This is a genomic window from Pseudomonas sp. 5Vm1k (assembly GCF_056161485.1).
Genome location: NZ_JBSPCZ010000004.1, coordinates 408,350 through 430,954, shown reverse-complemented (window position 1 = coordinate 430,954; position 22,605 = coordinate 408,350). Strand labels below are relative to the sequence as shown.

Annotated in this window: 14 protein-coding genes; 12 read left to right on the top strand and 2 right to left on the bottom strand. The window is 58.3% G+C overall.

Annotated features, from left to right (window positions below; all coding sequences use genetic code 11):
- The first annotated feature begins 26 nt into the window (after window positions 1–26).
- From ACWIKB_RS11005 to ACWIKB_RS10970, 8 genes are all read left to right on the top strand, one after another.
- Entirely contained in the window at window positions 27–1,895 is a 1,869-nt protein-coding gene (locus ACWIKB_RS11005) for an extracellular solute-binding protein (RefSeq protein WP_475266735.1), read from the top strand.
- Window positions 1,895–2,956: a microcin C ABC transporter permease YejB gene (locus ACWIKB_RS11000; protein ID WP_475266733.1), complete on the top strand. Its 1,062-nt coding sequence runs from the start codon at window positions 1,895–1,897 to the stop codon at window positions 2,954–2,956. The genes ACWIKB_RS11005 and ACWIKB_RS11000 overlap by 1 nt, the downstream gene beginning before the upstream one ends.
- The gene (locus tag ACWIKB_RS10995; RefSeq protein ID WP_475266732.1) at window positions 2,956–3,978 is read left to right on the top strand and encodes an ABC transporter permease; all 1,023 of its coding nucleotides are present in this window, start codon (window positions 2,956–2,958) and stop codon (window positions 3,976–3,978) included. Before ACWIKB_RS11000 ends, ACWIKB_RS10995 begins: the two co-directional genes overlap by 1 nt.
- A gap of 14 nt (window positions 3,979–3,992) precedes the next feature.
- Window positions 3,993–5,567 carry an ABC transporter ATP-binding protein gene (locus ACWIKB_RS10990; RefSeq protein ID WP_475266730.1) on the top strand — a complete coding sequence of 525 codons (1,575 nt, stop codon included), beginning with the start codon at window positions 3,993–3,995 and terminating at the stop codon, window positions 5,565–5,567.
- A gap of 125 nt (window positions 5,568–5,692) precedes the next feature.
- Window positions 5,693–7,108, top strand: a complete 1,416-nt coding sequence (locus tag ACWIKB_RS10985) for a sigma-54 interaction domain-containing protein (RefSeq protein ID WP_475266728.1) — start codon at window positions 5,693–5,695, stop codon at window positions 7,106–7,108.
- A 301-nt stretch (window positions 7,109–7,409) separates the two neighbouring features.
- Entirely contained in the window at window positions 7,410–8,801 is a 1,392-nt protein-coding gene (locus tag ACWIKB_RS10980; protein WP_475266726.1) for a GntP family permease, read from the top strand.
- Between the two features lie 7 nt (window positions 8,802–8,808).
- On the top strand, window positions 8,809–9,582 hold the full coding sequence (gene hbdH / locus ACWIKB_RS10975; protein ID WP_475266724.1) for a 3-hydroxybutyrate dehydrogenase: 774 nt from the start codon (window positions 8,809–8,811) through the stop codon (window positions 9,580–9,582).
- Window positions 9,583–9,769: 187 nt separating this feature from the next.
- Complete coding sequence (locus tag ACWIKB_RS10970; RefSeq protein WP_475266722.1) at window positions 9,770–11,725, top strand: acetoacetate--CoA ligase; 1,956 nt, start codon at window positions 9,770–9,772, stop codon at window positions 11,723–11,725.
- A gap of 16 nt (window positions 11,726–11,741) precedes the next feature.
- Here ACWIKB_RS10970 and ACWIKB_RS10965 read toward each other — a convergent pair whose 3' ends face one another.
- Together ACWIKB_RS10965 and ACWIKB_RS10960 are read right to left on the bottom strand one after the other, a co-directional pair.
- Window positions 11,742–15,551 (bottom strand): hypothetical protein, encoded by a 3,810-nt coding sequence (locus ACWIKB_RS10965; protein ID WP_475266720.1) that lies wholly within the window; start codon window positions 15,549–15,551, stop codon window positions 11,742–11,744.
- Between the two features lie 187 nt (window positions 15,552–15,738).
- On the bottom strand, window positions 15,739–16,848 hold the full coding sequence (locus tag ACWIKB_RS10960) for a PilT/PilU family type 4a pilus ATPase (RefSeq protein ID WP_475266718.1): 1,110 nt from the start codon (window positions 16,846–16,848) through the stop codon (window positions 15,739–15,741).
- A 131-nt stretch (window positions 16,849–16,979) separates the two neighbouring features.
- On the opposite strand from ACWIKB_RS10960, the gene ACWIKB_RS10955 reads away from it, so the two are divergent.
- The 4 genes from ACWIKB_RS10955 to ACWIKB_RS10940 all read left to right on the top strand — a co-directional run bounded on the left by ACWIKB_RS10955 (window position 16,980) and on the right by ACWIKB_RS10940 (window position 22,572).
- Window positions 16,980–19,517, top strand: a complete 2,538-nt coding sequence (locus ACWIKB_RS10955; protein WP_475266717.1) for a hybrid sensor histidine kinase/response regulator — start codon at window positions 16,980–16,982, stop codon at window positions 19,515–19,517.
- A 36-nt stretch (window positions 19,518–19,553) separates the two neighbouring features.
- A complete protein-coding gene (locus tag ACWIKB_RS10950) occupies window positions 19,554–19,859 on the top strand; it encodes a peptidylprolyl isomerase (RefSeq protein ID WP_256207501.1) in 306 nt (101 codons plus the stop codon).
- 199 nt (window positions 19,860–20,058) lie between these two features.
- Window positions 20,059–21,528, top strand: a complete 1,470-nt coding sequence (locus ACWIKB_RS10945; RefSeq protein ID WP_475266716.1) for a purine-cytosine permease family protein — start codon at window positions 20,059–20,061, stop codon at window positions 21,526–21,528.
- 75 nt (window positions 21,529–21,603) lie between these two features.
- Window positions 21,604–22,572, top strand: a complete 969-nt coding sequence (locus ACWIKB_RS10940; RefSeq protein ID WP_475266715.1) for an ABC transporter substrate-binding protein — start codon at window positions 21,604–21,606, stop codon at window positions 22,570–22,572.
- The last annotated feature ends 33 nt before the right edge of the window (window positions 22,573–22,605 follow it).

Genomic DNA, 22,605 nt, shown 5'->3' with positions numbered 1-22,605 from the left:
TCGATCACCCGGCTCTAAGGCTGACAATGCGACTGTTTTTCCCCACTTTGATTTTCACTGCCGTGGCCCTGCTCTTGAGCGCCGCTGGTGTGAATGCTGCACCGCAACATGCGTTGACCGTGTATGGCGAACCGGCGAAATATCCCGCCGGCTTCAGTCATTTCGCCTACACCAACCCGCAAGCACCAAAGGGCGGCACGATGCGCCGCTCGGCCATTGAGATCGGTCATTTCGACCATGTCTTGCCCTACATCGACAAGGGCATCGGCGTGAACCAGATCGATGGCTTGCTCTACTCGCCCCTGGCCCAGCGCTCGATGGACGAGCCTTATACGGTGTACGGACTGGTAGCGCAGAAGATGGAGCGTTCCGAGGACGGCTTGTCCCTGCGCTTCTACCTGAATCCCAAGGCCCGCTTCGCCGATGGCACGCCGATCACCGCCGAAGACGTGCGCTACACCTACGACCTGCTGATGACTCAGGGCAGCCTGCGCTATCGCACCCAGTTCGCTGATGTCAAAGGCACCGAAATCGAGTCGCCTCTTACTATCCGGTTCGACTTCAAGAGCAATGAAAACCGCACCCTGCCCCTGGACATCGCGACCTTGCCGGTATTCCCCGAGCACTGGTGGAAGACCCGCGACTTTGCCAGCGGCGGCGGTTACGAGCCGCCATTGGGTAGCGGCCCATACCGAGTCAGCAAAGTCGACTCCGGGCGCAGCATCACCTTCGAGCGCAACGCCGACTGGTGGGGCAAGGACCTTCCGGTCAGCCGTGGCCTCTATAACTTCGATCATTTCAGCATCGAGTACTTCGGCGATACCGACGTCGCCCGCCAGGTATTGCGCGGCGGTGCCTACGATTACAACCGTGAGTTCTCCGCCACCGGTTATTCCATCGGTTACGAAAGCCCGGCCCTGAGCGACGGTCGCCTGCGCAAGGCTCACCTGGCCACCGACGCCCCGCAAACGGCCCAGGGTTTTGTCTTCAACCTGCAAAACCCGGTATTCCAGGACCGCCGTGTCCGGCAGGCCCTGGCCATGCTCTGGGATTTCGAATGGAGCAACCGGCAGATGATGCGCGATCTGTACATCCGCCAGCAGAGCTTCTTTTCCAATACCGACCTCGCTGCCCGCAAGCTTCCGGATGCGGCTGAACTGGCGATTCTCGAACCCTTACGCGGGCAGATTCCCGACGAGGTCTTCACCCAGGTTTTCGAAGCACCGAAAACCGATGGCAGCGGTGTGATTCGCGACAAGCAGTTGCAGGCCCTCGACCTGCTCGAACAGGCCGGCTGGAAACCCGATGGCGATCAACTGGTGAATGCCCAGGGCGAGCCGCTGAGTTTTACCTTCCTCACCAGCCAGAACGGCATTGACCGACTGCTACTGCCTTATAAACGCACGTTGAAACAGATCGGTATCGATCTCAATATCCGTCGCATCGATTCATCCCAATACGTCAACCGCCTGATGTCCAGGGACTACGACATGGTCATTACCGGTTACCCCGTGACCACTTCCCCAGGCGGCGAACTGGTCAACTACTTCGGCTCGGCCTCGGCCAACGATCCTGGCGCCAACAATTACATGGTGCTGAAGAACCCGGCAGTCGATACGCTGATCAGCGGCCTCATCCGCGCGAACACCCAGGCCGACATGTTGCGTTACGCCCACGCCCTGGATCGGGTGCTGCAATGGAATTACTACTGGATTCCCAACTATTACCCGCCCGGCAGCTCGACCGTGTGGTGGAACCGCTTCGGCATTCCCAGCGTGCAAGCGAGCAATGACGAAGCCATCGAGAGCTGGTGGGAAGTCAGCTCCACGCCTCTGACCAATGAACAGATGACTGCCGAACTGATCAAGCGCGGCAAATCCGGAGGGCCGCGCTGATGTGGGCTTACATACTGCGGCGTTTGCTGCTGATTATTCCGACGCTGGTGATCATTCTTCTGGTCAATTTCGTCATCGTCCAGGCGGCGCCTGGTGGTCCGGTGGAACAGGCGATCGCGCACTTGCAAGGCATCGGCGGCGCAACGGTTGGCGGCGGCTCCAGCGAAACCCTGCACGGCAGTTCCCGGGCCAGCCGTGGCCTCGACCCACAACTGATCAAAGAGATAGAGAAACAATACGGCTTCGACAAACCGGCACCGGAACGCCTGTGGCTGATGCTCAAAAGCTATGCGCGACTGGACTTCGGCAAAAGCTTCTTCCGCGGTGCCACGGTCACGGACCTGATCCTGGAAAAAATGCCGGTGACCATTTCCTTGGGGCTTTGGGCCACACTGATCACCTACCTGGTGTCGATCCCCCTGGGCATTCGCAAGGCCGTGCACCATGGCAGCCATTTCGACATCTGGAGCAGCACCGCGATCATCATCGGCTACGCGATGCCGGCGTTCCTGTTCGCGATGTTCCTGATCGTGGTGTTTGCCGGCGGTACGTCGCTGAACTGGTTTCCGGTTCGCGGTTTGGTCTCGGACAATTTCGAATCACTGTCGACCGTGGGCAAAATCGCCGATTACTTCTGGCACCTGGTGCTGCCCGTCACCGCGCTGGTGATCGGCGGATTCGCCACTCTGACCATCCTGACCAAGAACTCCTTTCTCAATGAAATTACCCGCCAGTACGTGGTCACTGCTCGCGCCAAAGGTTTGAGCGAACGCCGGGTGCTGTACGGCCATGTGTTTCGCAACGCGATGCTGCTGGTGGTGTCGGGAATTCCCCAGGCATTCATCAGCGTGTTCTTCGCCGGCTCCTTGCTGATCGAGGTGATCTTCTCTCTCGATGGTCTCGGTCGCATGAGCTATGAAGCAGCAGTGTCTCGGGATTATCCGGTGGTGTTCGGTTCGCTGTTCATCTTCACGCTGTTTGGCCTCTTGATAAAACTGGTTGGCGACCTCTGCTACACCTTTGTCGACCCACGTATCGACTTCGCCGCGAGGAATGCCTGATGTTGAAGCTCTCGCCGCTGGCTCGGCGCCGTTTCGAACGTTTCAAGAAAAACCGCCGTGGCTGGTGGTCGCTGTGGCTGTTCATCGGGTTGTTTCTGCTGACCCTCGGTGGAGAGCTGATCGCCAACGACAAGCCGCTGATCGTCAGTTACCAGGGCTCGCTGTACTTTCCGGCGTTCAAGCGCCACACCGAGCAAGAGTTCGGCGGGCAACTGCCGTTCCAGGCCGATTACCGCAGCGATTACGTGCAGAAGCTGATCAAGAAGGACGGCGGCTGGTTGCTGTTCCCGCCGATCCCGTTCAGCGACGACACCCCCAATTACGACCTGAACAAACCGGCGCCGAGCCCGCCGTCGAAGGTCAACTGGCTGGGCACCGACGACCAGGCGCGAGATGTGCTGGCCCGGGTGATTTTCGGTGCGCGGGTATCGATTCTTTTTGCCTTGATGCTGACCTTTGTCAGTGCGCTGATCGGCATTGCCGCCGGCGCACTGCAAGGCTATTACGGCGGCTGGATCGACCTGTTGGGGCAGCGTTTGCTGGAAGTCTGGTCAGGGCTGCCGGTGCTGTACCTGCTGATTATTTTGTCGGGTTTCGTCGAGCCGAATTTCTGGTGGCTGCTGGGAATCATGGCGCTGTTTTCCTGGCTGGCGCTGGTGGACGTGGTGCGCGCCGAGTTTCTGCGCGGACGCAATCTGGAATACGTAAAAGCCGCCCGAGCGCTGGGCCTGAGCGACCGTAAAGTGATCGTCAGGCACATCCTGCCAAACGCCATGAACGCGACGTTGAGTTACCTGCCGTTCATTCTGACGGGGGCTATTTCCACCCTCACAGCATTGGATTTCCTCGGCTTCGGCATGCCGGCCGGCAGCGCTTCATTGGGCGAATTGATCGGTCAAGGCAAGCAGAACCTGCAAGCACCGTGGCTAGGACTTACAGCGTTTTTCACTCTGGCGTTGATTCTTTCTTTGCTGGTATTCATCGGCGAGGCGTTGCGTGATGCCTTCGACCCTAGATCATGAAGCGGATACTGGATATGAGTGACAACCTGATCGAAATCCGTGACCTCAGCGTGGCCTTCAGTGGCCAGACCGTGGTGCGTAACCTTTGCCTGGACATCTACCCTGGCGAGTGCCTGGCGCTGGTCGGCGAGTCGGGTTCGGGCAAATCGGTGACGGCCCATTCGATCCTGCAACTGCTGCCAGTAGAAGGCACTGAAACCCGCGGCAGCATTCGTTATCGCGGCCAGGAACTGGTCGGTGCCGATGCCAAAATCTTGCGCCAGTTACGCGGCAACCGGATCGCGATGATCTTCCAGGAACCGATGACATCGCTGAATCCGCTGCACAATATCGAAAAGCAGATCGGTGAAACCCTGTTGCTACACAAGGGTCTGGCGGGCAAAGCAGCGCAAGCGCGGATTCTGGAACTGCTGGAGCTGGTGGGCATCAAGAAACCCAAGGAACGGCTCAAGGCCTACCCCCATCAACTGTCCGGCGGCCAACGGCAACGGGTGATGATCGCCATGGCCTTGGCTTGCGAACCAGAACTGTTGATCGCCGATGAGCCGACTACCGCGCTGGATGTGACGGTGCAGCGCAAGATCCTGCTGTTGCTCAAGTCCCTGCAACAACGACTCGGCATGTCACTGCTGCTGATCAGTCATGACCTCAACCTGGTGCGCAGCATCGCCCAGCGTGTGTGCGTGATGAAGGCTGGGGAAATCGTCGAGCAGGCGCCTTGCGAAAAACTGTTCACTGAGCCGAAACACCCATACAGCTGCGTACTGCTGAATGCCGAACCGGAAGGCGAAGCCCTGCCCCGGGACGAGCGCGAGAAGGTGCTGGAAGTTGACAACCTTAGAGTCAAGTTCGCCCTTGGCGGCGGGTTGTTCCAGCGCAAGACCTATCTGCACGCGGTGGATGGCATCAGCCTGAATGTCCAGCGTGGCAAAACCCTGGGCATCGTCGGCGAATCCGGCTCGGGCAAGTCCACCTTGGGTCAGGCGATCCTGCGCTTGCTCGACTCCGAAGGCAGTATTCGCTTTCAGGGCGAGGCACTGGACGGTCTGACGCAAAAACAACTGCGGCCATGGCGCAAGAAAATGCAGGTGGTGTTCCAGGACCCCTTCGGCAGCTTGAGCCCGAGGATGTCCGTCGCGCAGATCATTAGCGAAGGGCTGGAGGTGCATAGCCAGTTGACCGCTGAGGAATGCAAAGCTGAAGTGATTCGAGCCCTGGAGGAAGTCGGCCTCGATCCGCAAAGCCGCCATCGCTATCCCCATGAGTTTTCCGGTGGCCAACGACAACGTATCGCTATCGCCCGCGCATTGGTGCTCAAACCGGCGTTGATCCTGCTGGACGAACCGACTTCGGCCCTGGACCGCACGGTGCAAAAACAAGTGGTCGCCCTACTCCGCGATCTCCAGGAAAAGCACGGCCTGACGTACCTGTTTATCAGCCATGATCTGGCCGTGGTGCGCGCCCTCGCCCATGACATGATCGTGATCAAGGACGGCAAAGTGGTGGAAAGCGGCGCCAGCCATGATGTGTTCGACTCGCCGCAGCATCCGTATACCAAGGAACTGTTGGCGGCGGCGCATCCGGGGTAGGCCTTTGAACCGAGGCGCGGCCTTCGCGGGCAAGCCTCGCGCCTACAGATCACCTCGACCTGTAGGAGCGAGGCTCGCCCGCGAAGAGCCCCTGACAGACAACGCACATTCCGGATATGACAAACATGAACACCTCCGAAAGCCTCAAGGACTACCAGCGCGTTCGCATGCTGGCGATCCGTTCGTTGTTCGAGATCATCGAGCAATCGAGCGAAGGCACGGTGATTGTCGACCGCGACGCCAATATCGTCTGGATGAACGAACGCTATGCCCGGCGTTTCGGCCTGGAGTCTGCGGAAGTCGCGATCGGCAAGGCCTGTGAAAGCGTGATCCCCGGCAGTCTGCTGCGTGAAGTGGTGCGCACTGGCCGGCCGATTTTGCTGGACATGCAGGACACGCCCAAGGAACCGTTGGTGGTGATGCGCCTGCCGATTCATGACGATGCCGGCGCGGTGATCGGCGCCATCGGTTTTGCCCTGTTCGACGAATTGCGCAGCCTGTCGCCGATGCTCAAGCGCTACCTGAGCATGCAGGAAGAATTGGCCTCCACCCGCTCGCTGCTGCGCGCACGGCAAACCAAGTACAACTTCGCCCACTTCATCGGCACCAGCGCCGCGAGCCTGGAGGTCAAACGCCGGGCCCGGCGCAGCGCCAGTGCCGAATCACCGGTGCTGTTGCTCGGTGAAACCGGCACCGGCAAAGAGTTGTTGGCCCAAGCGATCCACGGCGCTTCGCCACGGGCGCACAAGGCGTTTGTCAGCATCAACAGTGCAGCGATTCCCGAGTCCTTGCTGGAGGCCGAGTTTTTCGGCACCGCCCCCGGCGCGTTTACCGGCGCGGACCGCAAAGGCCGGGTCGGCAAGTTGCAGATCGCTCAGGGCGGCACGTTGTTTCTCGATGAGATCGGCGACATGCCCTTGCCCCTGCAAAGCAAGTTGTTGCGGGTATTGCAGGAAAAAGAATTCGAGCCAGTGGGCTCCAATGAAGTGATCCAGAGCGATGTGCGGGTTATCGCCGCCACCTCCACGGACCTGGAAGCGGCGATCAAGCGTGGCGAGTTTCGCGCGGATTTGTACTACCGCCTCAACGTGCTGCCGATCCAGGTTCCACCGCTGCGCGACCGGCTCGACGATATCCCCGCTCTCAGCGAAGCGATCCTTGAAGAACTGCGCAGTCAGCACGAGTTGAACCGCGAAGCCCTGGAGCTACTGGGTCAACACGCCTGGCCGGGGAATATTCGCGAACTGCGCAATGTGCTGGAACGCGCGGCGTTGCTCAGTGATGACTTGATGTTGAACGCGGCGGATATCCGCGCGGCGATTGGCACGTTTACCCCAGTTGAGCGCACGCCCAACCTCGCGATTGAGTCCACCGCCCATGAGACGTTCAGCGAGGCTCGGGAGCGGTTTGATCGGCAGTTGATTGAGTCCGCTCTCGCGCAGTGTGGGGGCAAGGTGATTGAGGCGGCAGCGCGGCTGGGGCTGGGGCGGTCGACTTTGTATAAGAAGATGGTGGCGTTGGGGATTGCCGAGTCTCTATAAGGAGACTTATATCTCCATTGTTAGACATGACCTCTTCGCGGGCAAGCCTCACTCCTACAAGTGCAATGTGTACACGTCATCCGCTAACGCCACCGCCCCCCTGTAGGAGCGAGGCTTGCCCGCGAAGGCGTCCGTCAGACCACTAACATTCTCAATACAGAGACAAAAATCAAAAACTCGCCTCCATAAAAATATAATTCCCTTATATTTCAATAAGTTAACGATCTGGCACGATTCCCGCTAAAGCCCTCTCCCACAAAAGATCCACCCTACAAAAATAACAATCCCAGGAGACACACCCATGAGTGTGATCATTGCCTTGGCAGCTCTCGCGCTGCTGATGCTGGCTGCTTACCGTGGCTACAGCGTTATCCTCTTTGCCCCGATTGCCGCCCTCGGTGCCGTCCTGCTCACTGACCCTTCCGCCGTAGCCCCTGCCTTCACTGGGGTGTTCATGGAGAAAATGGTTGGCTTCATAAAACTGTATTTCCCGGTGTTCCTGCTCGGTGCGGTTTTCGGCAAGCTGATTGAGTTGTCGGGTTTCTCCCGCTCTATCGTTGCCGCAGCCATTCGCCTGCTTGGTACCCGCCAGGCGATGCTGGTGATCGTATTGGTCTGCGCTCTGCTGACTTACGGCGGCGTGTCGTTATTTGTGGTGGTGTTCGCGGTATATCCGTTTGCTGCCGAGATGTTCCGCCAGAGCAACATCCCGAAACGGCTGATCCCGGCGACCATCGCCCTCGGCGCGTTTTCCTTCACCATGGACGCCCTGCCCGGCACCCCGCAGATCCAGAACATCATCCCCAGTACCTTTTTCAACACCACCGCCTGGGCCGCGCCATGGCTGGGTCTGATCGGCACGATTTTCGTGTTCTGCACCGGCATGTTGTTCCTGCAGCGTCAACGCAACAAGGCCCAGCGCGCCGGTGAAGGTTACGGCACCGAACTGCGCAACGAGCCAGAAACGGCGGCTGACATCAAACTGCCTAATCCCTGGATCGCGCTGTCGCCGCTGCTGGCGGTGGGTGTCATGAACCTGCTGTTCACCCAGTGGATTCCACAGTGGTACGGCAAGACCCACAGTCTTTCGCTGCCAGGCATGGCCACGCCGGTGACCACCGAAATCGCCAAGCTCACGGCGATCTGGGCGGTTCAGGCAGCCTTGTTGGTCGGCATCATCATGGTGCTGGTGTTCGGCTTCCAGGCGATTCGCAGCAAGTTGGCTGAAGGCAGTAAAAGTGCGGTCAGCGGAGCGCTGCTGGCGGCGATGAACACCGCGTCGGAATACGGTTTCGGTGCGGTGATCGCCTCACTGCCAGGCTTCCTGGTGCTGGCGGACTGGCTGAAAAGCATTCCCAACCCGCTGGTCAACGAAGCGATTACTGTGACGCTGTTGGCTGGCATCACCGGTTCGGCATCGGGCGGGATGAGCATTGCGCTGGCAGCCATGGCCAATGACTTTATTGCCGCGGCCCATGCCGCGAACATCCCGCTGGAAGTGCTGCACCGGGTGGCCGCGATGGCCAGCGGCGGCATGGACACCCTGCCGCACAATGGCGCGGTGATTACCCTGCTCGCGGTCACCGGCCTGACGCACCGCGAAGCCTACAAAGACATTTTCTGTATTACGCTGATCAAGACCCTGGCGGTTTTTGTGGTGATCGGCACTTTCTACGCCACTGGCATTGTGTGAGGTATTGATGACGACTCTTACAGGCAAGACCGCATTGGTCACCGGTTCCACCAGCGGCATCGGCCTGGGGATCGCCCTCAGCCTGGCCAAGGCTGGCGCCAACGTAGTGCTCAACGGTTTCGGCGATGCCTCCAAGGTGATTGCCGAGGTGCAGCAGTTTGGTGGCAAGGTCGGGCATCACCCGGCCGACGTGAGCAACCCTGAGCAGATCGCCGAGATGATTGCCTACGCTGAGCGTGAGTTCGGCGGCGTGGACATTCTGGTGAACAATGCCGGGATTCAGCATGTGGCGGCGGTGGAAGACTTTCCGCTGGAGCGTTGGGATTCGATCATTGCGATCAACCTGTCGTCGGTGTTCCACAGCACACGCCTGTGCCTGCCGCGCATGCGCGCCAAGAATTGGGGACGGATCATCAACATCGCTTCGGTTCACGGCCAGGTCGGTTCGGTGGGCAAAGCCGCTTACGTCGCGGCCAAGCATGGGGTGATCGGGTTGACCAAGGTTGTCGGCCTGGAAACCGCGACCACCCAAGTGACCTGCAATGCGATCTGCCCGGGCTGGGTGTTGACGCCGTTGGTGCAGAAGCAGATTGATGATCGAATCGCCACCGGTATCGACCCGCAGCAGGCGCAGCACGATTTGCTCGCGGAGAAACAGCCGTCCCTGGAGTTCGTAACCCCGCCGCAACTGGGTGAACTTGTGCTGTTCTTGTGTAGCGAGGCCGGCAGTCAGGTGCGAGGCGCGGCGTGGAATATTGATGGTGGGTGGTTGGCGCAGTAAACCGCCAATTGACCCCTGTGGCGAGGGAGCTTGCTCCCGCTGGGTGGCGAAGCCGGCCCAAAACCTGAGCAGGTGATTCAACAGACATATCGCATTCACCGGATTTGCGGCTACTGCGCAGCCGCGCGGGAGCAAGCTCCCTCGCCACAAGAGCGATGCGTGCATTAAGAAAGATAAGGGGACACTTATGGCAGACGTTTTGTGGCAACCCAGCGCCGAGCGCATCGGCAAGACCCGCATGGAGGCCTTTCGGCGCTTCATCAATCAGCGCCATCACCTCAAGATCGATGACTACCCTGCCCTGCACCAATGGTCCATCGATCAGCGAGAAGCGTTCTGGCAGGCGATTGTCGACTTCTTCGATATCCGCTTCCACGAGCAACCCGACGCGGTGCTGCGTGAAAGCCCACAGATGCCCAGCGCCGAGTGGTTTCCCGGCGCGACCCTGAACTTCGCCGAGCACCTGCTACGGCGGCGCGACGATGCCGTGGCGGTGGTCGCGGTCGCTGAAAACGGTCAGCGCGAACAATTGACCTGGGCCGAACTGGCCAGTCACGTCGCCGGGTTCCAGAACAGTTTGCAAGCCGCTGGCGTTGGACTCGGCGACCGAGTGGCGGCGTGCATGCCCAACGCCTGGCAAACCCTGGTGGCGATGCTGGCCACCACCAGCCTCGGGGCGATCTGGTCCTGCTCCTCGCCGGACTTCGGCACCCAAGGAGTGATCGACCGTTTCGGTCAGATCGAGCCAAAAGTGCTGATCACCTGCGCCGGCTATCGCTATGCCGGCAAGGAAATCGATCAACGCACCAAGGTCAACGAAATCCTCGAACGCCTGCCGTCCCTGAAAGGGCTAATCGTGGTGCCTTACGCCCGGCCACAGGCGCGCATCCAGGACTTCCACACCCAGGCCAACGTGACGCTGTGGGATGACTTTTACGATGTCGGCGGCGAACCGGATTTCGTCCCCGTGCCGTTCGCCCATCCGCTGTACATCCTGTATTCCAGCGGCACCACCGGTGTGCCGAAATGCATCATCCACAGCACCGGCGGCGTGCTGTTGCAGCACGTCAAGGAACACGGCCTGCATTGCGACCTTGGCCCCGGCAGCCGTTTGTTCTACTACACAACCTGCGGCTGGATGATGTGGAACTGGCTGGTGTCGGCCCTGGCCGTCGGCAGCGCCGTGGTGTTGTACGACGGCTCGCCGTTTCATCCAGGCCCCGAGCGCTTGATCGATCTGATCGATGACGAGCGCATCAACGTCTTCGGCACCAGCCCCAAGTTCCTCGCGACCTTGGAAAGCAACGGCCTTAAACCTCGACACAGCCACGACCTGAGCAGCCTGAAAACCCTGCTGTGCACCGGTTCGGCGCTGTCGCCGCAGAGTTACGATTTCGTTTACCGCGACTTCAAACCGGACATGTGCCTGGCCTCGATGTCCGGCGGTACCGACATTGTTTCGTGCTTCGTGGTCGGCAATCCGCTGCAACCGGTGCGCCGTGGCGAAATCCAGGGCAAGAGCCTCGGCATGTCGGTCGAGGTCTGGAATGACGCTGGTCAACCGGTGATCGGCGAAAAAGGTGAGCTGGTGTGCACCCGGCACTTTCCGGCGATGCCCATTGGTTTGTGGAATGACCCTCTGGGCGAAAAACTCCGCGCTTCGTATTTCAGCCAGTTTCCCGGTATCTGGGCACAAGGCGACTACGCCGAACAATTGCCCCACGGCGGGATGATGATTCATGGGCGCTCCGACGCCGTGCTCAATCCCGGTGGCGTGCGCATCGGCACGGCAGAGATTTACCGTCAGGTGGAAAAAGTGCCGCAGGTGCTGGACAGCGTGGCGATCGGTCAGCAATGGCAGGATGATGTGCGGGTGGTGCTGTTTGTGAAGTTGCGTGACGGCGTCGAACTGGATGAAGCGCTGGAGAAACAGATTCGTCAGGTCATCCGCGCCAACACCACACCCCGGCATGTGCCGGCAAAAATCCTGACGGTGACGGATATTCCACGCACCATCAGCGGCAAAGTGGTGGAGTTGGCGGTGAGAAATGCAGTGCATGGGCAGCTCGTGAAAAACACCGATGCACTGGCCAATCCCGAAGCGCTGGAGCAGTTTCGGGATCGACCGGAGTTGGTGGACTAACACCCATCTAAAGGAATCAAAGGCTGATCAGAACCTCTCCCTCTATGGGACCGCTGCGACGTCGTTCAACAGCGTCAGACATAATCCGGGTGTTCTGCAAAAACCTTGATTTATCGGTAATCAGTTGGCTGAACAGCACAACCGCAAGACTGAAGGAGTCTGCATTTTCCAGAGACTTGGCGCTGTCATGCTTTTGTACTGGCGATTGGTCCAATGAAACCGCAAGTTCGCCCAGGGCAAGATTCAGCAACGGCGCGACATTCAATTGATAAGTGTCCGGACTCTTTGTCTGCGGGTCGAGTGCGCAGCTCAAACTTGTCGCGGCGGGCCCGCCCCTGAACATTTCGTGCAGCAGATCGATGGCGATGACCTCGTAGTTGAGCTTTTCCCGGTAAAAATGATCATTCAGGTTGTCGCAGTAGACCGTGATCACCGGCTGATCTACCCCGGCAACCGCGCCGTCTTTTTTCCATGCCTTGTATTCCATCGGCATGAGGGAGGCCGTGGTGATGTCATCTTTTACCGCCGCCAGGACGAAGTTTCTGCCGGACAAGCCATCAAAGTCAGTCTTGACTACTTTGAGGAAATTCAGCGTCTGATCTCGCCCCTTGGCCGTACTGCCAAACAACAACCCGAGTACCAGGTGAGTGTCCAGATTGTTGGAATGATTACCCAATGCCCCTAGTGCATTGGCGACGTTAGAACGAGCGATCGGCAAACTTTTTCGCAGAATCAGATGGGTATAATCCGCAGGCAATAGTTTGTGAAACCTGGGCACGCTGAGCGACTGTGTGAAGTCAAAGCGCTTCAGTTTCGGACCCCATGGTTTGCCCAGTCGATTCATGGCAAACCAACGCTTCTTTCGCGCAATCGCACAGATACTCAAGGCATCGCCACCGTTCTCCAGCGGGCGCCACAGACCTTGTCCGATTTGTGAATAATCGGCAGCCTTGATCAGATCATAAGATTGGGCGTTACCCGCAATTTTGCGTAGCTGGAAGGTCGCGATTTCAAACGTTTGAAGAGCGCCTGCGCCTAACTTCAAGGTGCCCTTGTGAAACAGTTTCCCCGCGCTTCGCCCAATCGTTCCCGCCCCATCCAGAGGATTGAACGTCGATATAGTCGTGGTGATGGCAAATTTCGCCAGGCTGGCAACTTTGGACGTCATCGAAACGCTTCTGGCGGCGACGCTCATGACTTTGCTCGCGACACCTACCGCTATACCGAACAGCGCCAGGGTATCCATGATGCAACCAAAAGCCCCGTCGGCAACCCGATTTTTATCGCCAGAACTCAGGTCCTCAATGCAGCTTTTGAACGGTACGATCAGATTGACAAGAAATTCCGTCTGCGCCTTCTGAGTGAGGATTTTCTCCTCCATCCAGGTCAATTCCGTGGCGATTTCTTTAAGCTCTTCGTAGGTCACCAGCGGACGGTTCTTCACGATAAATGTCGCGATATTGTCAAACTGTACGCTTGTGTAATTCTTGTAGATGCTATGTCCGCGCGGAGCTCGAATATTCGGCCCTGCAATTTCGCCGAGTTTTTCTATAACAGCAGTGCTGTAAACCTTCATGTTGCTATGAACACCATGGGTGTAATTCCTGATATCAACAGGAATATCCGCGGTCGTGGGGATTGCCCGTACTTTCTCTGACATATCGCCGGAAAAATCCACTCTGGCGGCGGTGCGCATTTTTAGTGTTCTTCCAATCAGTGCACCCAACTCCGGATTTTTTTGGCACTTGCCCAGCAGTATAAAAACCTCATAACAGGTGATTTGATCATTGCCGTGAAAGGCACACATCACCACGCCATAGCGTCCAGTAGCAGAGTCCTTCTGCGCCTGGGTTTCCGCCAGATAATTTCGCCCCGGCGTACTACTGCCTATCAAGCCGGAAGTCACCTCGGGAATATGATTCTTCGCCACGGATGGGCGCAGCGTAAAAAAACCGATCTTGCTGTTTTGGAAAACAACCCGGTCGGCGTCCATCATCGAAGACATCGCCAACTTCAATATCGTGACGTGCGCACTGTTCATTTTGCTGTAATGCGCCGTCAGCACCCGATCAAACTGATCATCTACATTATCCAGTCCGGATAAACCCGGCCAGGTTTTAAAAATACTCTCGCCGTCAAGCCTGTCCCAATTACCACCGACCAGATACCCGCCGATATGGGTATCGACCATCGATAGCGGATGGCCCGTCGGACGGTAAATCGAGTCCGGTTTTTCATCAGGACGGGTGGACCAGTTTCGCGTATTGGCAGCTTGCTTGTAGGCCCTGTCCTTGCGGGTGAACAGCGAGCGAGCCTCTAGATCAAAGCCCGGCGCAGCGTCCTTCAGCGCTTTCAGAGCAACCTGCTTTCGAGAAGGCATCACTGTCGAGAATGTCTCGGCCGCCTGAGCAATCGAAGTCGCGTATCCGTCATACGCGGTCACTGCGATGATCGACGTGTCTTTTTCGGACTCGGTTAACTGCTCATGGGTAATCAGTTTATTGATCAGGCCCCAATCGACAATGGACGGGATCGCCGCCAACCCTTGAAGCTTTTCAATCCACGGACCGACGGGCTCGATCCCGGCAAATGCCATTACTTGATCATAAGTCATCAATCGCGAACTGCCCGACGCCTTCAATTCGAGGGTTGCCACTGCACCGCAAAAACCGACCCAGCCCACCGAGCCCACCAGCAATTGATCTGGAATATCCCTGACCAGGAATTCCGGTGCCGTTTTAGCCAATAACAGATGAATCGCCAACGGGGAGAGCCCCATTGAAACAATCTGGTTGCTCAATAGATAACGCTCAAGATCATCAAGAATCAGGAAGTGCGGTAAATCGGCATTCGCAGGCTGATAAAGATCGTAGCCGCAGATATGGTTTCGCCGAGAATCCCGGCCACTGTGATGATCAAGATCAAGAAGGACCGCAGTAACGAGTACTTGCGCAAGTTCTTCGGCGGTAACGTTTTCGTCCGGGCCAGCGCCATACCATTGCAACTCGCTGATGTATTTTTTTGCAAGAGCCTGGGAAGTGGAGTGGCGCAACATTTCCTTGATCAACCGGCTGCCAGCCTGCCGGTCATTTTGGCCTGGTAACGCTGTTGCACTGTCAGCGTACAACTTTTCAAGTAGCCTTCCCTTTTGAGAAAGGGTCTTCGCTGTAAGCGCCCGGACTCGTTGTATCTCTTCAGTGGTTAATACGGCCGATGAGTCATCGTCAGCGACGAGTTGCCCCCAATAATTACCGAGTGGCTCAACATCCGGCAATTCCAGCGACAGGAAAGCAACCAGATTCTTCACCTCTGCAATCGTCGCAGGCACATAAAGGTCGTGGAACCTCAGCCACTGGGACAGCACCACTTCATCAGAGTCCCACACGAACTCCCCCGTCACTTTCGCAAACTCGGTCAACAAACGAATTCGGTCCATGGCATTCGGATCAGTGTCCAGCCATTGCGTAATATCGTGCTTCTCCTGACCGATGAAAACGATGACCTCGCCACGCCCGGTGATGCAGAATTCGTCTGTTTCTTTAGTTCGATAGCGCGCGTGCACCCCGATCATCGACTTGAATTTAAGCATTTCTTCCAGCAGAACTTTTGCCGGGGTGTGCGCCTGATAAAGCGAGGACCCCACACGCAATTGAAAAGGCTTGTTATCCAAATCGACCAACCGGGTATCGACACCTCCATGTTTATCTACAAGCTCTTGTAGCTCAGCCAACAACAGTTGCTTCTCGAGAGCATCCTCACTCATGCGTAAGTTATGAGTTTCAGCAGCAACCGAGCCAAGAGAACTTTGTTTATTTCGGGTTATCATCACGGATCTTCCTACCAACTTTCTGTTGGCGTAGTTATTGGGAGCAAGATACTTACCCACAACAGAAAGACCCTCAAGCGAACTTCTATTAAACAACGTTTCAACGAACAATGAATAGCGGCATCTGCACAGCTGTGCCCTTTATAAAAACAACTACGCAGCCCCTGAACTTAACTAATAAATACGCTCAATCCACCAGCCCCCATTCTCCCGATGAGCCTGGTTGGTCAGGTAATGTTTCGACATGCAACTTAAGGCGCAACCGCAGGTTATTCACTGAATCAGCGTGTTTTAACGCCTCCTCCTCACTGATCGCACCTTCCACGACCAACGCATACAGCGCCCCGTCAAACGTCTGCATCCCCAACTCCACCGACTTCTCCATAATCCCTTTAAGCTCGTCAAACTCATTACGCCGAATCAAGTCGCCAATGGTCGGTGTCCCTAGCATCACCTCTACTGCCGCCCGGCGTTGACCGTCCAGGGTGCGCACCAGTCGCTGGGAAACGAACGCTTTGAGGTTATTGCCCAAATCATGCAGCAGTTGTTCTCGGCGTTCTTGCGGGAAAAAATTGATGATGCGGTCCAATGCCTGATTGGCATTGTGCGCATGCAGGGTGGAGATCACCAGATGACCGGTATCGGCGAATGTCAGTGCATGCTCCATCGTCTCGCGGTCGCGAATTTCACCGATCAGCACTACATCCGGAGCCTGACGCAGGGTGTTTTTCAACGCGGCGTGAAAACTGCGGGTATCGACGCCAACCTCGCGCTGGTTGATGATCGATTTCTTGTGCCTATGGATATATTCCACCGGGTCTTCAATGGTGATGATGTGGCCGCTGCTGTGGCGATTGCGGTAATCGATCAGCGCCGCCAGGGATGTGGATTTGCCCGAGTCGGTCGCGCCGACGAAGAGCATCAGCCCTTGTTTGAGCATCACGGTTTCGAGCAACACCGGCGGCAGGTTGAGGTCTTCGAAGCGTGGGATGTCGAGCTTGATGTTACGCGCGACGATCGATACGTCATTGCGCTGCTTGAACAGGTTGATCCGAAAGCGCCCGACCCCGGCCAAGGAGATCGCCAGGTTCATTTCCAGTTCGCGATCGAACTCCAGACGCTGTTCGGCGTCCATGATGGACTCGGCGATGGCCGCGATTTCCCCTGGTTTGAACCGTTGATCGGACAAAGGTTTAAGCACGCCATCGAACCGCGCACTGGGTGGCGCGCCGGTGGAGAGGTACAGATCGGAGCCCTCCTGGCTGGCCAGTTGCCGCAACAATAAATCGATTTCCATGGCAAAAAGCACCCGCGAAGCATTCAATGAACGGATATGGCCCGGTAACGTGACCCATCGGACCATCCAGCGTCTACCGCCTTGCAAGGATAGTAGACGTAGCCACACCGACTGACGTGCAGGACATCTTGATGAACGCATCAACGACCGGCAGCGATGCCCAGGCCCTGATCGCCCGACTGGACTGGAGCCGCAGCCCCTTGGGCGCCGCCAGTACCTGGCCGCAGAGCCTGCGTACCGCGGTGGACATCGTGATTCATTCGCCGATGCCGATGCTGTTGCTGTGGGGCCCGCAGCTCACGCAAATCTACAACGACGGCTTCGCTTTGCTGGCGGGCAGCAAGCATCCGCACGCTTTCGGACAGCCGACGCACCTGATCTGGCCAGAATTAAAAGACTTTACCGACCCGATCTACAGCGCCGTCCTACAAGGCCAGGTGCGGACCTACAGCGAACAGCGCTTTACCTTACAGCGCGACGGACAGGATTCTGACTTCTGGCTGGACCTGACCTACAGCCCGATTCGCGACGAACACGCTGAGGTGGCCGGGATTCTTGTCACGGCCATCGAAACCAACGAACGACGACGGATCGCTCTTGAGCTTGAGCAGCGCTCCGCCGCCAGCCTCAAGGCCCAGCACGAAACCGAACAGCGCCTGCAACTGGCTCTGGCTGCCACCGATGCCGTCGGCACCTGGGACTGGGACATCGGCGAAGACCGCTTCATCGCCGACGCCCACTTCGCGCAATTGCACGGCATCGACCCGGCCATGGCCAGTCAGTTGCCGATCAGCGAATACCTGCAGGGCGTGCACCCGGAAGACCGGGGCATGGTGGCCCGCAGCATCAAGCACTGCATCACTCACGGTACCGAGTACGCCGAGGAATACCGCCTGATGCAGCCCGATGGGCAGGTGCGCTGGGTATTTGCCCGGGGACGTTGCTACAAGGACCACCATGGCCGGCCGACGCGGTTCCTCGGTGCCGCCCTGGACCTGACCGACCGTAAACACACGGAACAAGCCTTGCGGCAGAGCCAGACCGAGCTGCAGTTGATCATCAATGCGATGCCGATCCTGATCAGCTACGTCGACCGCGAGGAACGCTTTCGCCTGAACAACGCCGCCTACCTTGACTGGTACGGCCTGACACCCCAGGAACTGTTCGGCAAAACCATCCGTGAGGTACTGGGTGACGAAGCCTACGAGCTGCGCGCCGAGTACATCGCCGAAGCGCTGGCGGGCAAGCCTTGCTGCTTCAGCATTGATGCCGCGCACCGTGACGGCAGCATCCGCAGCGCCCTGATGAATTACCTGCCGCGCCATGGTGCGGACGGCGCGGTCAACGGTTTCTACATCTTCGTGATCGATGAAACCGAGCGCAAACAGACCGAAGAAGCCCTGCGCAATCTCAATGAAACCCTTGAAGAGCGCGTGATCGCACGCACCCAACAGCTGGCCGAAGCCAATCAGCGTCTGCAAAACGAGATGTTCGAGCGCGAACGAGCCGAAGACGCATTAAGGCATGCGCAGAAAATGGAAGCGGTCGGCCAGCTCACCGGCGGCATCGCCCATGACTTCAACAACATGCTTACCGGGATCATCGGCAGCCTCGACCTGATGCAGCGCTACATCGCTGACGGGCGGACCGCCGAAATCGGCCGGTTCACCGAGGCCGCCGTTTCCTCGGCCAACCGGGCGGCCGCCCTGACCCATCGGCTGCTGGCGTTCTCCCGGCGTCAGTCGCTGGACCGCAAGCCGCTGAACGCCAATGACCTGATTCATTCCCTGGAAGACCTGCTCAGTCGCACCAAGGGCGACCATATCGAACTCAAGCTGCAACTGACCGACGAGGTGTGGCCGGTCAGCACCGATGTCAGTCAACTGGAAAACGCCTTGCTCAACCTCGTGATCAACGCCCGGGATGCGATGCCCGATGGCGGCCGGTTGCTGATCGAAACCGCCAACGTTTACCTCGACGGCAACGACCTCACGCCCCTGGAGTCGGTGAAGGCTGGCGACTATCTGATGATTGCCGTCAGCGACAACGGCACCGGCATGACCGCGTCAGTGCTGGCCAAGGCCTTCGATCCGTTCTTCACCACCAAACCCATCGGCCAGGGCACGGGCCTGGGGTTATCAATGATCTACGGTTTTGCCCAGCAATCAGGCGGCCATGTCAGCCTCGACAGCGTGCCGGGCCAAGGCACTTGCGTGCGCCTGTACTTGCCGCGCCTGCACCTCGGCGCGCCGCAGGACACGCTGATGCCGGTCACCAGCGAAGCACCGTCGGCAATTGCCGGCGAAACCGTGGTACTGGTGGAGGACGATCCGGCGGTGCGCATGCTGGTGCTCGACTTGCTCAATGAGCTGGGTTATCACGCCCACGAAGCCGAAGACGCGAGAGCCGCCCTGCCCTTGCTCGAATCCGATCTGCGTGTGGATTTGCTGGTGACCGATGTCGGCTTACCGGGGATGAACGGCCGACAACTGGCGGAAATCGCCCGCCAGCATCGACCGGACCTCAAAGTGTTGTTCATGACCGGCTACGCGGAGAAGGCCGCCGAACGCCAGGGCTTCCTGGAGGAAGGCATGGACATGGTGGCCAAACCGTTTTCCATCGACCTGCTGGCCAACAAGATTCGCACGATGATCGGCCAACCGGAGTGAGTTAAGGCATAATCCTGCGCCCCCGCTGGCCCCAGCATAGCCACCACCGTTACAAGGTCTGCCTCAATGAAAGCTCAAGCCCGCCATATTCTGGTGAAAACCTCGGAAGAAGCCGAACAGCTCAAACAACGCATCGCCAAGGGCGAAGCCTTCGATGTGCTGGCCAAAAAGTATTCCACCTGCCCGTCCGGCAAGCGCGGCGGCGATTTGGGTGAAGTGCGACCGGGGCAAATGGTCGGGGTGATCGACGCGGTGATCTTCAAGAAACCGCTGCGGGTGGTGCATGGGCCGATCAAGAGCAAGTTCGGGTATCACCTGGTGCAGGTGTTTTATCGGGATTGAGTGGTTGGCTTGAGGGTCCCTTCGCGAGCAAGCCCGCTCCCACAGGAGATCGCATTTCCATGTGGGAGCGGGCTTGCTCGCGAAGAGGCCGGCACAGTCAATATCTGTGCTGGCTGCCCCACCGCTTTCGCGAGCAAGCCCGCTCCCACAGAAAAGCAGAACCACGCGAATTTCCATAACAATCCACAGAGGTTGAATCATGGCTGTTAACAGCGATCGTGCAGGCAGTAAACCGTTGATCGAGAAACGTTCGATCGACTACATCCCGGAAGCGGAAAGACACGGTCGTCTGTTAAGCCAGTTCACCCTGTGGCTGGGTGCCAACCTGCAAATCACTGCCATTGTGACGGGCGCTCTGGCCGTCGTGCTCGGTGGCGATGTGTTCTGGTCGTTGATAGGTTTGCTGATCGGGCAACTGCTCGGCGGCGGTGTCATGGCGCTGCACGCAGCCCAAGGCCCGCAACTGGGCTTGCCGCAAATGATCTCCAGCCGCGTGCAGTTTGGCGTGTATGGGGCGGTGATTCCGCTGGTGCTGGTGTGCCTGATGTACATCGGTTTCTCGGCCAGCGGTTCGTTGCTGGCGGGACAAGCCGTAGCGCAGTTGCTGCAAGTGGAAGACTGGGTCGGCATCGTGCTGTTCGCCGGTTCGATCATGGTTTTCACCATTTTCGGCTACCGGGTGATTCACGGGATTGGCCGGATCGCCAGCGTACTGGGGGTGATTGCCTTCGTTTACCTGTTCTACAAACTGTTGGCCGGCAACGACATCATGGCGTTGCTCGGTAACAAGCATTTTTCGCTGGCGAGTTTCCTGTTGGCGGTGTCGCTGTCGGCGTCCTGGCAGATCGCGTTCGGCCCTTACGTGGCGGACTACTCGCGCTACCTGCCACGCAGCACTTCGGCGGTGAAAACCTTCTGGGCCGTGGGCCTGGGTTCGGTGCTCGGCGCACAAGCATCGATGGTCTTCGGCGTGTTCGCCGCGGCCCTGGCCGGCTCGCAATTCGCGCACCACGAAGTGTCGTTCATCGTCAGCCTCGGTGGCACCGGCATCGTCGCCGGCCTGCTGTACTTCGCGGTGGCGTTCGGTAAGGTCACGGTGACCACGCTGAATGCCTACGGCAGCTTCATGTCGATCGCGACGATCATCAGCGGCTTCCGTGGCAGCCGGCACATTCCGAGTGCGGTACGCCTGCTGTACATCTTCATCATGGTGTCTTTGGCCACCGCTCTGGCGTTGCTCGGCAAGGACTCGTTCCTCAAGGAGTTCTCCGCGTTCATCCTGTTCCTGCTGGCGTTTTTCACGCCGTGGAGCGCGATCAACCTCGTGGACTTCTACTGCATCACCAAAGAACGCTACGACATTCCGGCGCTGTCCGACCCGAATGCGCGTTACGGTCGCTGGAACCTCATGGGCATCAGCATCTACGTATTTGGCGTGTTGATTCAGATGCCGTTCATTTCTACCCACTTCTACACTGGCCCGCTGGTGGCGAGCCTCGGTGATACCGACATCTCTTGGATCATCGGCCTGGTGGTACCCGCCGCGCTGTATTACTTCGCGGCCAAGAAGTGGCATAGCCCGGTACCTGACCGTTTGATCCTGCCGGTCGAGCAGGACGTGGCCATCGAACAAAAGCTGAGTAGGGCAGATCGCGCTGCGGCGATCTAGACCTGACTGGATGTGGACAGGGCTGGATGCCTCTTGACTGCCGTAAGCCAACACATGATTAGGAGCGTCACAACAATGAAATCGAACAAGACCCTGCTGACCACATTGCTTTCCATGGGCCTGCTGGCCAGTGCCGGTGCCACCCAGGCAGCTGGCTGGTGCGAGTCGGGCAAACCGGTGAAATTCGCCGGCCTGAACTGGGAAAGCGCCATGCTGCTGACCGACGTGCTGCAAGTCGTGTTGGAGAAAGGCTACGACTGCAAGACCGACAGCTTGCCGGGCAACTCCATCACCATGGAAAACGCCCTGAGCAGTAACGACATCCAAGTGTTCGCCGAAGAATGGGTCGGCCGCAGCGAGGTCTGGAACAAGGCCGAGAAGGCCGGCAAAGTCGTTGGCGTCGGCGCTCCTGTTGTTGGCGCAATCGAAGGCTGGTACGTGCCGCGCTACGTGATCGAAGGCGACGCCAAGCGCAAGCTGGAGCCTAAGGCACCGGACCTGAAAAACATCGCCGACCTGGCCAAATACTCGGCCGTGTTCAAGGATCAGGAAGAACCATCCAAGGGCCGTTTCTACAACTGCCCGGCCGGCTGGACCTGTGAACTCGACAACAGCGAAATGCTGAAAAGCTACGGCCTGGAAAGCACCTACACCAACTTCCGCCCAGGCACCGGCCCGGCGCTGGATGCGGCGGTGTTGTCGAGCTACAAGCGTGGCGAGCCGATCCTGTTCTACTACTGGTCGCCAACGCCGCTGATGGGTCAGGTTGACCTGGTCAAACTCGAAGAGAAGCCAGGCGTGGACAAAAGCGTGACCATCAAGGTCGGCCTGTCCAAGACTTTCCACGAGGAAGCCCCGGAACTGGTGGCCGTGCTGGAAAAGGTCAATCTGCCGATCGACATCCTCAACCAGAACCTCGGGCGCATGACCAAAGAGCGGATCGAATCGCCAAAACTGGCCAAGATCTTCTTGAAGGAACATCCTGAAGTCTGGCACGCATGGGTGAGCGACGACGCAGCCAAGAAAATCGACGCGGCCTTGTAGGTTGAGCCTCTCCGACTATCGGCAACGGCAGTC